Source organism: Mesorhizobium sp. LNHC221B00 (genome assembly GCF_000502935.1).
Classification (GTDB): Bacteria; Pseudomonadota; Alphaproteobacteria; order Rhizobiales; family Rhizobiaceae; genus Mesorhizobium; species Mesorhizobium opportunistum.
Map to the genome: position 1 here is coordinate 48666 of NZ_AYWR01000011.1, position 12818 is coordinate 61483.

Below are 12818 nucleotides of genomic sequence, written 5' to 3' on the forward strand. Positions count from 1 at the left end.
GTTGAAGCGGAGAATTGCCGTGCTCTTTGCAGCGCTCCCGCTGCATGAAAGCGACGTCGAGACGTAGAGATTGACGCCGTTGGTGCTGACCGCGACGGTGCGGTTCAGAAGTTGCGAGCACCGCCTACGAAGCCGTGCTCGACGCCAGCTTCCTTCACACGCGACACCGCTGCATATCCGAATGGTCAACTCGGGAAAAAAATGGCGGTTGCCGCAACCGACCAGTGTCGTTGGCAGTGATCATCGCTCCCGCCCCGTTCGCGGGCGCTGGTGAATGGCACGGCCCGGCATTTACACTCGACGCGGTCAGCCGCTCGGGCACCGCATCGCCGGCTCAGGTATTTCTGCTTCAACGCAAAAATAGAACTGATGAATCCTATCATAGGCCGCGAGGTTTCCTTTCACAGATGAAAGAAAGCTCGATTGACTATCCCGCCTCGCTCCAGTCTTCTGAAAACAACGTTTGGTTGCCTTGGTGCAAGCCAATAGCATGGCCAAGCTTCGTGGAGGGAGAGCCAAGCGATGCGTCAGGGCTCGACCCGCTTTGCACTCGACCAAACGGCGGCGGCACGAGTTCACGTCGGAGCATTTTCGCGCTTGCCCGCGACGTCGCGGGCGCACATGCCGCCAGGATACATTTGCTGGCGCCAGATCGAGGATCACATGCACCACAACATTCGCAAATCGGAACAAAATGCCAGCGAGTGCGGCATATCGCTGCCGGGTGCGATAAAGGGTTGTCCAAAGTCCGACACGAATCCTGCGAATGGGGTATTGCACGAGCGCGCGCTCACCGGAATCTTCGAAATATCGAAAATACTCGCCGATCCCGCCCGGCTCGAACTTACGCTGGCCAAGATCGTTGATCTCCTGCACTCGTTTGTGCAGATGCGGCACGGCATCATCGCTCTCTGCGATGCCGAGGGCGGACTGGACATCACCGTGGCCAGCGGCTGCGACACGAACAGCAATGAGCCCTCCCGGTCGCGTTTGCCGCGCAACGCCATCGATCAGATTGTGACGACGGACACGCCGCTCGTCACCGAGGACATAGCGATGCATCCGGCCTTCACTGCCGCTGACATCGAGGTGCTTGGGGCCTCCGAGACCGTGTCGTTCATCGGCGTTCCCATTCGTGTTGATGGGAACGCCGTAGGCGCGCTGACTATGGACAGGGCTTTGGAAAGCAGGTCAAGCTATCGGCTCGATTACGATGTCCGGCTGCTCACTATGATTGCCAACATGGTGGGACAGACAGTCAAGTTGCATCGCTTCTCCGCGGGCGACCGCGAGCGACCGCCGGAGTTGGAAGATCGGCTGCAAACGAAATTTTCTGATGTTAAGCACCCTGCACCCCGGCGCAAAAAGGTTCATGTCGAGGGGATGATTGGTGACAGTCCCGCGATAAGCGCGCTGCTGGAGAAGATCGCGGTCGTAGCCAAGGCAAAAACCACGGTTCTGTTGCGAGGCGAGTCCGGTACCGGAAAGGAGCTCGCTGCCAAGGCAATTCACGAGTTGTCGCCGCGCGCCAAGCGGCCCTTCGTTAAACTCAATTGTGCAGCGCTCCCAGAGACAGTTCTGGAATCCGAATTGTTCGGTCATGAGAAGGGTGCCTTCACAAGCGCATTCAATTCCCGCAAGGGGCGCTTTGAGCTCGCTGACAAGGGGACGTTGTTTCTGGATGAGATTGGCGAGATCTCGGCCTCGTTCCAGGCAAAGCTACTGCGCGTGCTGCAGGAGCAGGAGTTTGAGCGCGTCGGCAGCAATCAGACCATCAAGGTCGATGTTCGCGTGATTGCCGCCACGAACAGGAACCTGGAAGAGGCGGTTGCAAGGAATGAGTTCCGCGCCGACCTATACTACCGCATCAACGTGGTTCCCTTACTGGTACCAGCATTGCGCCAAAGGCGCAGCGATATTCCGCTCCTCGCAGCGGAGTTTCTCAAGAATTTCAACGGCGAGAACGGCTGTACACTCACTTTCGATCCGCGTGCGATTGAAGTGCTGATGAAATGTGAATTTCCCGGCAACATTCGGGAGCTTGAAAATTGCGTGCACCGGACAGCGATCCTGGCCGAGGGACTATCAATCGGGAGAAACGACTTTGCCTGCTCCCAAGGGCAATGCTTTTCCGAGGCGCTGTGGAAGTGCAGATCGGGCAAGGCCGCGCTGCAACCAGCGCCGATCCTGCCGGAGTCAGCGAATCCGGCCACGCCGCCGGATGGGGCAGCCAGTTCGGCCGCGACTACAGTCCCGCGTGCCGGCGCAACCCACCCAATTGGCGCGAGGACCCCCGACATAGAGCGCGTCATTGCTGCCATGGAAAGATGTGGCTGGGTGCAGGCAAAGGCAGCGCGCCTCCTTGGACTGACCCCGCGCCAGATTGGCTACGTGCTGAGGAAATACGGCGTCGAGATCAAGCGTATGTGAAACCGAGGAGATGAGCTGAGCTGCTTAGCGCCTTGGCGCAGCGATGCAGATCCGCGTCCGCGTCAACTCGATTCACCGAGGACAGCCTGGCCGAATTCCCATGTCAGTCGGCGTTGCGACCATCGTGTGAGAGGCAACGCTGCCATCGTCAATCCCGTCCGCCATGTTGCTCTCGTTGGGAGCTCATACGGATGCCCCTGTGCGACTGAAACGGAGATAAAATATGTCCGATGCAAAACTGCAAACTGTGCTTTCGGCTCTTCCGCAAGTGACGCGACAGTTAGATGCTCTGCCGTCCAACGGACCAGAGCCGGACGGAAATTTTATCAAGCTGAATACGAATGAGAATCCGTTTCCGTTGCCGCCAATCATCATGCAAAGTGCAGTGGCGGCCCTCAAGCGCCAGTATCTATATCCGGATGACGATAACATCAGCTTGAGGGAAGCAGCGTCCAGCACCTATGGCGTTTCCAGGGATCAGGTCATCGCTGGCAACGGGTCGTCTGAACTGCTCGGACTGATCTACAGAGCTTTCCTCGCACCTGGCGACAAGGTTGCGATGGTGTCGCCAGGGTTTTCGTTCAACCGCAAACTTGCCATGGTTCAGGGCGCCGAGTTTCTCGAAATCGGATGTCAAGCTCATTCCCTGCCAATGGAGCAATTGCTTTCCGGTCCGGCAAAAGACGCCAAGTTCATTATGTTGGCCAATCCAAACAATCCGACCGGAACATTCCTCCCGATAAGCGATATCGAACGCCTCGTAGCACAATCGGACCGCTTGGTTGTCCTTGATGAGGCCTACGTCGACTTTGCACCCGATCACGGCCTGCGCCTCATCAACCGGTATTCGAACGTTCTGATCTTGAGGTCATTCTCGAAAAGCTATGCCGCCGCCGGCATTCGCGTCGGTTTCGGCTTCGGTCACCCTGAAATTATTGGCAGGCTGCGAAACATCCAGAACGTCTTCAACATGAACGTCATCGGGCATGCCGTTGGTATCAGCGTGCTTGCGCATCGCGGCGCCTACGCAGAGAACCATAAGCACATCAAGTATGAACGAGAGCGAGTGACAGTCGCGCTGTCGCAACTCGGATTTTCCGTAACGCCCTCCCGCGCAAATTTCTTGCTGGCCCGTGTGCCCGCGGGACAGGACGGCTCATGGTGGCAAGCAGCATTGGAAAGGCAAAAGATACTTGTCGCGTTTTTTCCGGACAAAGGCTTGGAACACTGCATCCGCGTTAGCATCGGCACAAAAGAGCAGATGGATGCATTTCTTGCTGTCGCTGGCGACATTGCTGGAAGCTTAACGGTGCCAAGCTCCAAGGGCAGGGAATCGTCAGGCTCTGCTTCTTCGTTACGCTGACGCTAATCGGCGATCACACACATCTCTTCCGACTTGCTTGGTCGTCCCAGCAAGAGAACAGCCTGCTTTTAAAATCGGGGACTTATCGAGTGACAAACGTCTTTCCTTCAAACCTAGCGTTCGGCATCTTCGATCATCTGGACGAGGATGGCCGCGACATCGGTCGGCAATACGAAGATCGCCTGATATTAGCAGAGGCGTGCGATCAGCTAGGGTTCTATGCCTATCATCTCGCAGAACACCACTGTACTCCCCATGGGAGAGGTCCATCGCCGAATCTGTTCTTATCGAGCGTCGCCCAGCGCACCCGGCGCTTGCGTCTCGGACCCTTGGTGATGCTGCTTGCGCTTTATCATCCGCTGCGTGCGTTCGAAGAGATCTGTATGCTGGACCAGTTGAGCGGTGGCAGGCTCGAACTGGGCATAGGGCGCGGTGCTCTCCCGATCGAATTGGGCTACTTCGGGATTGGTGCGGACGCGGTGCCGGGCCGTTATGCCGAAGCCAGCGAAATCCTCATGGAAATACTTGTTAATCCGATGAAGGTCGGCACGCTATGCTATCAAGGCCGCCATTTTGATCTCAATGACGTTCCTTTGACGTTAAGACCTCATCAGCGTCCACATCCGCCGACATGGGTCGCTGCCAATCGACCCGAGTCCGCAGCTTGGGCGGCTGCGAATGGAACAAATATCGCGTGTGTAGGACCTTCCTCTTCTGTTCGCAAAACTACTGATGCGTTCCGCGCCTATCGAGAGGACAACGCTGGCGCGGGGGATCAGGCGCAATTTATCGGATTGCTCCGCATGGTCGTGGTTGGGCGTTGTGACACACATGCCTATTCGCTCGCGGCACCTGCTTACGAACGCTGGCTCAAGAGCTTCCAATTCCTTTACGAGCTTAACGCTATCCCCACTCCACCAAACCTGCCGCTGACCTTCGATGCGGCAGTCGAGAGTGAATTGTGCGTGGTAGGATCAGCAGAATCTGTGCGAAAAGCTCTGTTAGGTCAGTTGGAAGAGGCAGGTGCCAACTACCTGCTTTGTCAACTGGCATTTGGAAATCTGCCGCTAGATGCTTCCCTGTACACTGCGACGACCATTCAATCCGAAATCATGGCTCGACTTGGCTGACCATGAAATTCGCGGTCACAGCGCTCCCTCACATCCACGTGCTCGAGCGTGCACGTGATGGGGACGGGCAATCGGGAGGGAGGCCAAACTGACGACGAGCCGGCGGCACAGAATACCAGCTTTGTGCGTTGGCTGGCGTCTGGGCCATCGTGTGAACCTGCACGATCCTAAGGAGATGATGGCCGAGCGCGTCACGATGCAGGCACGCGTCTGCTCGTCGCGCTCGCGCTAGCCGTTGCCCATAGCCCGCCGCAGAGGTTCTTCTCGCCTGGGGCGGCGTCGGTGCGGCGCCCCCCATCCAGCTTCATCAGCGGCCCGGCGGTAGCAAAGCCGCCACTCGCTACGGCGCTGTTGAGGGCGCGCTCGCGAGCGGCTTTGCTGCGCCCAGCCACCAACGGGAGCGAGCTCGCCCGATGATGGGGGTGCACCGCGGTCGGGATACGATGCTGGAGGAAATCGTTCGCAGCCGGTCTTCACGAACTGCGAGGAGTGCTTGTCCTTGAATGCTGCCTGCTGGCGTCTGCGGTGGCCTGAGTGGTCCGCCGACACGCCCGAAAGTCAACGCCACTACCACAAGGCCGCCAAAAACTCAGGTCTGGGAGCCAGCTTGGACGGTGGTCTCGTGTTCGGGAATGTCGTCGAAGGAGGCGTAGTTGAGATAGTAGAGTTTGGAATACAGGCCGCCCATAGCTATTAGCTCATCGTGGTTGCCAGTCGCAACAACTTGGCCATTCTGAAGCACGATGATGCGGTCGGCCCCCCGGATCGTGGCGAGACGGTGGGCGATGACGAGGCCAGTCCGCCCGTCAAGCAGCTTGATCAGAGCCTTCTGAATCTGCAATTCCGTGTAGCTGTCGATGTTGGCGGTCGCTTCGTCGAGCACGAGGATCTTGGCGTCAGCGACGAGGGCGCGGGCGAAACTGATAAGCTGGCGCTGGCCGAGAGATAAGTTGTCGCCGCGTTCGCCAAGTTGGGTCTCATACCCGTCGGCGAGGCTCATGACGAAGTCATGCGCGCCGACCGCCTTCGCCGCCTCGATAACCTTGTCGCGCGTGGCTTCCGTCTTCTGGTATCGAATGTTCTCGAAGACCGTCCCGGTGAACAGGAATGGCTCCTGCAGCACCATGGCGACCTGGCGGCCGAGCGATTCCTGGGTGAGGTCGCGCACATCATGCCCGCCGACCAGCACCTGACCCTTCTGAACATCATAGAAGCGGTGGACCAGGGCCATCGCACTCGATTTGCCAGAACCGCTCGGTCCGACCAGTGCGACCGTCTCGCCGGGATTGACCGTGAAGGAGACATTTTTCAGAACCGAACGGTTCGGATCGTAGCCGAAGGTGACGTCCCTAAACTCGACCGAGCCGTCCATTTCGGGCGAAAGCACCTCGGCATTGGGTTTGTCCTGAACATCGATCTTGACGTCGAGCACATCGGTCAGGCGCTTGCCTGAGGCCATGGCGCGCTGCATGATCGAATATTGCAGGGTGAGTGAGCGGATCGGGTCAAAGAAGCGCTGGATGTAAAATAGGTAGGCTACCAACACGCCCACATCTACACGGCTATTCACGACCATCGAGCCGCCGACCACAATAACGGCGGCCAAGGCGAGGCCGGTTAGGCCATCGACGATAGGCACCATGACCAGTGCATATCTGGCAGCGATCAGTTGGGTCCTGAGGTTGGCATGGGCCCGGTCGTCAAAAAGAATGAAATTTACCTGCTGGCGATCCATCGACTGTATGGTCCGCACGCCGTGAATGGCTTCGGCCAGCGCGCCATTGACGACGGAATTGGTTTCGTGTGCAGCCATGAAAGCGTCGCGGGCACGCGGCAGCCAGACAATGCGGACGATCACCAGGATCGGCAGAACCGACAGCGTCAGGAGGCCGAGGCGAAAGTCGAGCCACAGCATTACGAAAACGATGCCGAAGAGAAGCGCAACATCGCTTAGGGAATATACCGAGGTTTCCAGGAACTCCTGTATGGAGTTAACGTCGCCTTGCAGCCGCGACATCAGGCGTCCGACCTCAGTCTTGTCCATGAAAGAGAGCGAAACCTTTTGCAGATGGCCAAACATGGCGCGGCGGATGTCGAACAGGACAGTTTCGGCAATTTTCCCATCCAAGGTTTCCTGCATGTAACCGGCGGCGAAATTGACCAAAATCGCCGAAAGGAACGCGCCGACGGCCGCAAGCTGGGCTGAGCGATCGCTCCCTGCCGGGTTCATGCCGTTGTCGATCGCGTAGCGGATGATCAAGGGGATGAGAAGCTGCGTCCCGGTGAAGATCAGCATCGCGACAATCGTGACAACTACCTTTGCCCGATAGGGATGGACGAAGCCCCAGATCCGACGGAGGATGCTCTTGTCGAAAGCCCGGCCGAACATCTCCTCCTCGATCCGGTGCGAGCCGACGACCGCGCGCGGAGGGCGTCTGCCGTCGTCACGTTCGGCTTCGAGTTCGCCGGGGCCTTGGTCCATCAGCGGGCGCCCCCATACTGGGTCATAATGCTAACACCCGGGCGCGTCTGGAGATCGTAAAGGGCCCTGTAGCGTCCCCGCTTCGCCAGAAGCTCTTCATGCGTGCCGCGTTCTACGATTTCGCCGTTATCGACAAAAAGGATCTGATCGGCATGCATAAGCGCACTCAGCCGGTGCGCGATGATGATCGTCACCCGATCCTTGGCGAAGCGCCGCGTCGCCGCGCGAATGCGCTGCTCGGTGCCGGCATCGATCGCGGCCATCGAGTCGTCGAAAACGACGACAGAGGGGCGCAGCATCATGGTGCGAGCAATCGTGAGACGCTGGCGCTGGCCGCCAGAGAGAGAGACGCCGCGTTCTCCCACGACCGTCTCATACCCTGCTGGGAGCCCGAGGATGTAGTCGTGGAGCTGGGCGAATTCGCCAGCGTGTTCAATTCGCTGTCTCTTCGCCCAGGGGTCGCCATAAGCGATGTTGTTCTCGATCGTGGTGGTGAATAGGAACGCATCCTGCTGTACAACGGCAACCGCCTTGCGAAGGCTCTCGAGGGTGACATTGCGTATATCCTGGCCGTCCAACGTGATGGCGCCACCGGTCACGTCGTAAAAGCGGGGGATCAGATGAGCCATCGTCGATTTGCCGGAACCCTGCGGACCGACGATCGCGATCGTCTCGCCTCTCCGGGCCTCAAAGCTGAGGTTCTTCAGAATGGCGCGGTTTTCGACATTGGGGTACGCAAATGAGACATTGTGGAAGCGCAGAGTGCCGGCGCTTATCTCAAGCGGTCTGGCCTCGAGAGCATCCCTGATCGTGATCTCCTGATCGAGGAGACCGAAAAGCCGCGAACCGCAGCTGGAAGCGCGGGCAAAGGCATTGACCATGAGGCCGATCTGGCGGACTGGCATTTGCAGGATGGTCATGAAGGTCAGGAAGGTCGCCATCGTTCCGACGCTGATCTCGCCAGCGACGAGCTTGTTGCCACCGATCCAAAGCACCAATCCCATTGCGAAAAAGAAGGACAAGGTCATCGCCGACGTGCTGGGTACGTAGATGTCAACGAGATCCTTGGCGAGGCCGAGCGCGGTCTTGGAAGCGCGGTCGAACTTCAGCATCTCATAGGATTGAGCCGCAAAAGCGCGGACCACGCGGATGCCTGCGAGATTTTCCTTCATCACGCGGCTTAGTACCGAAAGGCGCTCATAGAGGTCGAGCCAGGTGGCGCGCAGCCTAAGCTGTGTGGTCGATGAGCGCCAGGCGACAAAAGGCACGAAGCTCAGCGCGACCAGGCCGAGCATAAGATCGGTCGAGATCATCATGTAGGCGCCGATCCCGATCAGCATGGTGAGCAGGACCACGCGAACGAGCGCGGTGGAAAAATACATCCGTACGCCTTGGAGATCGAGCATTCCGATGGTGATCAGATCGCCTGAATGGACCCGGTCGTGAAAGGAAAAGCTGAGACGCTGGATCTTGTCGTAGTAGGCGAGCCGCAGTTCGTACGCGACATGATGCCCGACGGCTTCGGCAAAATAGTTCTGCGCCATCGTGAAAAGGCCGCGTAGCGCGCTGACGGCGAGCAGCAGGAGAGCCGGGGTCCAGAGCGCTTGTCCTGCCGCGCTCCCGGCGACACCGCCCCCGATGGCTGTCTGGGCCTGGTCGACAGCCCGGCCGAGAAGCTGGGGAATGAGCAACTGGAGGATTGCCGCCATGATCGTCGAGCCCATAGCGAAGGCGACCTGCCAGGGATGCCGAAAATTCATACGCGTTATGCGCAACAGCGTACTCAAATCCCGGCCCCAGCGCGCCGCTTCAACATGGGTCAACGAATTCAGAGCGTTCGTTGCGCTGCCGACAGCATCACTGTTCACGGGTGTATTCCCGACTGCATTTTGCGCCTTCGTGGAAAGCCGAAGGACGCATCATCAAAGGCATCCGCCATTGTTAATCCCGTCCTCAACCTGCAGCCGTGCCCGTTCCCAGAAGCCGAGCCGCCGCTTCACCTACTGGCATGTCGATCACAGTGATTCCGCTCGCCGCAAGGAAACGCGCTTCGTTTCTGGTCAGGGTTTCCGCGTCCATTACGGTGCAATAGGGACCGCGGGAGCGCTTCATGATCTGTCTGGCGTAGGTGCGCAGCATCTGATCGTTGAAGCGGCAGCCAACGAAGAAAAATCCACGGGTGATGCGCCGTTCCTTCACCACGTCAGGGATCGGTGTCTGGATATCAATTTCGGTCAGGACTTCGACATAGTCGGAATCTGCGACGAGAAAGTTTTGCGCGGGCCTACTACTCCCGTGAGGTGCATAGAGGACCGTCTTTGCCCCCGATCGGGCGTCGAGCTCCCTCCCGGACAAATCGTAGGTTTTTGTCCAAATGTTGCCGATTTCGTTCGCCCGCGTGACGCCTTGTATCTCAACGACGTCCGTTCGGCCGGTCTCCACGAGAGCCGTGCGCATCGCGCTGTCATACCAGCTGTCGATGATGAGGGAGAGCGGCAGCCTTGCGAGCCAGGCGTGGAGGAGGGTTGGCCTCACCGGCGCTGCGAATATCTCGGTCATCCAAGCTTGAAGCGTCCGGCGATGCCGGCGCTGTTCGATGAACTGCGCAACCGACCACATATTGGTGCGGATCCTGGAAGGGGCGGGCGCCCGTGCATTGAGTGCCGCGGCAACGACCTCCGGAGTATGCGGCACAGGCGGTTCCGCACAGTTCAACCCAAGAAGACCCGGACCGAGATAAGGGATCACCTCATCGGCGGCGAGCGCTTCCTTCGCCAAGTCAAGCAGCTTATCGGCAAAACTGTCCCGCACTATGACGAGGTGGTCCGATGTCAGGATCGTATTCATGCTAGTTTCCTCGCGACGCACCTAGGGGCAGCATCAGTCCTCTTCGGAAACCTTCCTTGCCTCGACAGTGATCGGCAGACGCGTATCCCGTGGAAGATCGGGTAGGAGGAGCCGCCACCCGTTCCTGAGCGTGACCGTTCCGCCCCACAACTCTTCCTTCTCGAGCTTGATGATCGGCTCTTCGAGGTCTTTTTTGGGGACATACGCCGACAAGCCAGCATCGGTCCTGCGGATCATGACTTTCATCTGGCCGTCCCTTCATTGGAATTGCTTTCAGCACTGCAGGACGCCTCGGCTTTGTCGAGGCTCATCAGTTCACGCGCTCGCATGCCGACGACGGTGCCACGGTCGATCCACTCGACCGCATAGATGAAGAACTGCTGGAGAAAGGTGCCAATGTCGCGCACATATCCCTCGTCGCCCTTCCGCACGAGATTTTCCCCGATTTCCCTGCCGGGATACGTGCCGTCATTCTTTATGTGGCGAGTGGCACGTACCCGCTCTCCCGGCATGAATCCTGGAGGCCTGCGGATTTCGATCTCCTCTTCGCGTCCGAGCGACATGTCCGTTCCCTGATTTCTCTTGCGGCTGCAGATTGTGAACAAGGCGTTCCAGGCGTCCTGCGTAGGCAGCCCCAACCATGTCGGCAGCCCATGTGGTCACGCAGGAACGCAGGTCTTCGGCACCGGACATACCGAGGCACATTGCTGCGCATCGAAGACCCCCTCGCATTCGGTGCACTTCTGTGACTCGATCACGTAGCTCTCGCCTTTGAACTTGATCGCGCCGGAAGGACATTCGAATTCGCAGGCGCCGCATTGGGTGCATTGGGATGCGATGATCTTGAAAGCCATTTTAACTCCTGGTCCGAATGAATGAGACAGCTCAGGCCGTCGCCGCGAGTGCGGGGGCCCCTGACGCGGCGGTGTAAATCGCGCTGATTGCCGTCTCGATATAATCATGGGCGCAAGCGTCGGTGGCTCTGATTCCAGCCTCCGCGAGCTGATCCTGCGGGCAATTTCCAATCCTGGCGCACAGCACGATATCTATGCCTTCCAGCGCTGCGATGACGCCATCGAGGGTGGCCTCTGCGCTCCAGCCGCCGAGACAATACTGCTCGACCTTGCGATGGCCGACAAAGCTGATGCCTCTCGGCGAGGCTTCGTAAACCTGGAATTCCTTCGCATGGCCGAAATGTTCGTTGACGCGGCCGCCGCCCTTGGTCGCCACCGCGAAGAGGACGGATTTGCCGGGCCTCGCTGCCTTGACCAATCCGATCGCTTCACTTCTGGCCGCCACGTGATCACGGCGCTCCTGCGCGACCAGCGCCCGATAGGCGTTACGCTTGCTGGCATCGTAGGTGACCTCGCCGGGAATCCGGTCGGCCGTGAATTCCTGGCCACGATCCTCGCCAAGCATGCCGACGGCATCTGCCCGGCACTGCCGGCAGTGGCGCATCAACTGGGCGCCGCCTTCGAGACGATCCTGAAGAGCCTTCAGCTCCTTTGCGTTTGGGCCGCGCTGCCCACTCAGTCCGTAGTGCGTGCCGTGCGCCGGGTCCGAAATCAGCGGCATGAGGTTGTGCAGGAACGCGCCTCGCTCCTTGACCCATCTATTCACCTCGATCAGATGCTCATCGTTCACGCCAGGAACCATCACCGAGTTGATTTTGGTGAGGATGCCGCGCGCGGTCAGCATCTCCAGGCCCAACATCTGCCGCTCGTGCAGGATCCGGGCGGCTTCGATGCCGACGTAGCGGCGATGGTCGTAAAAGATCCAAGGATAGATCTTTGCACCAATCTCAGGGTCGACCATGTTGATGGTGATCGTCACGTGATCGACATTCATGTCGGCAAGCTCATCGACACGGTCCGGCAGCGCCAGCCCATTCGTGGAGATGCAAAACTTGATGTCTGGGATTTCCCTGGCGACCCGCGCGAAGGTTGCCTTCGTCTTCTTCCAGTCGTAACAGGCATCGCCCGGTCCGGCGATGCCGAGCACGGAAAGCTGCGGCACCTCGTTGGCGACCGCGATCGCCTTGCGTAGCGCCTGGTCGGGCGTCAGCTTTTCAGAGGCCACCCCAGGCCGGCTTTCGTTGGCGCAGTCATATTTGCGATTGCAGTAGTTGCACTGGATGTTGCAGCCCGGCGCGACCGCGACGTGCATGCGCGCGAAATAGTGATGCGCCTCTTCTGAAAAGCAGGGGTGATCCTTGATCTTCTCCCAGACAGCCGGATCCGTGTCGTCGGGCTTTGTCGACGAGCCGCAGGACGAAGACGCGCAGCCACCGGGTTTCATGGTGCCAAGCAACTGGTCACCGAATGTCGTGCTGAGGCTCTCAAGCGAAATTGCCGGTGCAGACATGAACGGCTCCGTTGCTGCGTGATGTCGCAGTCCAAAGCGCAAGAGCTATGCCAGCTCAAAGAGCTGTTTCGGTTCACGAATAGGCTTGTCGTGTCAGATTCCTTCGGATTGCTCCGACAAACCTTTGTCGGGCTTACGACAGTGGACAAGCAAATAGGGTCGCGAGGCTAGCAGCCTCGGGCGCGCAGAGTGTGAGCGAGAC

Annotated in this window: 10 protein-coding genes; 3 read left to right on the top strand and 7 right to left on the bottom strand. The window is 58.9% G+C overall.

Features of this window, described 5'->3' with window-relative positions; genetic code table 11:
• Positions 1–663: 663 nt before the first annotated feature.
• The 3 genes from nifA to X741_RS151645 all read left to right on the top strand — a co-directional run bounded on the left by nifA (position 664) and on the right by X741_RS151645 (position 4923).
• Positions 664–2430, top strand: coding sequence for a nif-specific transcriptional activator NifA (nifA, locus tag X741_RS151655; protein WP_031250074.1), 1767 nt, complete (start codon positions 664–666; stop codon positions 2428–2430).
• A 223-nt stretch (positions 2431–2653) separates the two neighbouring features.
• On the top strand, positions 2654–3793 hold the full coding sequence (gene hisC / locus X741_RS151650) for a histidinol-phosphate transaminase (RefSeq protein ID WP_023778138.1): 1140 nt from the start codon (positions 2654–2656) through the stop codon (positions 3791–3793).
• An 89-nt stretch (positions 3794–3882) separates the two neighbouring features.
• Positions 3883–4923, top strand: coding sequence for an LLM class flavin-dependent oxidoreductase (locus tag X741_RS151645; RefSeq protein WP_023736289.1), 1041 nt, complete (start codon positions 3883–3885; stop codon positions 4921–4923).
• 589 nt (positions 4924–5512) lie between these two features.
• Here the strand turns inward: X741_RS151645 and X741_RS151640 are convergent.
• The 7 genes from X741_RS151640 to nifB all read right to left on the bottom strand — a co-directional run bounded on the left by X741_RS151640 (position 5513) and on the right by nifB (position 12616).
• A complete protein-coding gene (locus X741_RS151640; RefSeq protein ID WP_023778139.1) occupies positions 5513–7405 on the bottom strand; it encodes an ABC transporter ATP-binding protein in 1893 nt (630 codons plus the stop codon).
• Positions 7405–9273, bottom strand: a complete 1869-nt coding sequence (locus X741_RS151635; RefSeq protein WP_023778140.1) for an ABC transporter ATP-binding protein — start codon at positions 9271–9273, stop codon at positions 7405–7407. Before X741_RS151635 ends, X741_RS151640 begins: the two co-directional genes overlap by 1 nt.
• 85 nt (positions 9274–9358) lie before the next feature.
• Positions 9359–10252: an SIR2 family protein gene (locus X741_RS151630; RefSeq protein ID WP_023778141.1), complete on the bottom strand. Its 894-nt coding sequence runs from the start codon at positions 10250–10252 to the stop codon at positions 9359–9361.
• Positions 10253–10285: 33 nt separating this feature from the next.
• Positions 10286–10498 (bottom strand): putative nitrogen fixation protein NifT, encoded by a 213-nt coding sequence (gene nifT / locus X741_RS151625; protein WP_023678250.1) that lies wholly within the window; start codon positions 10496–10498, stop codon positions 10286–10288.
• The gene (locus tag X741_RS151620) at positions 10495–10815 is read right to left on the bottom strand and encodes a nitrogen fixation protein NifZ (RefSeq protein WP_023778142.1); all 321 of its coding nucleotides are present in this window, start codon (positions 10813–10815) and stop codon (positions 10495–10497) included. The genes nifT and X741_RS151620 overlap by 4 nt, the downstream gene beginning before the upstream one ends.
• Positions 10816–10911: 96 nt before the next feature.
• A complete protein-coding gene (locus tag X741_RS151615; RefSeq protein ID WP_023672218.1) occupies positions 10912–11106 on the bottom strand; it encodes a 4Fe-4S dicluster domain-containing protein in 195 nt (64 codons plus the stop codon).
• A 31-nt stretch (positions 11107–11137) separates the two neighbouring features.
• The gene (gene nifB / locus X741_RS151610; RefSeq protein WP_023778143.1) at positions 11138–12616 is read right to left on the bottom strand and encodes a nitrogenase cofactor biosynthesis protein NifB; all 1479 of its coding nucleotides are present in this window, start codon (positions 12614–12616) and stop codon (positions 11138–11140) included.
• Positions 12617–12818: the final 202 nt, after the last annotated feature.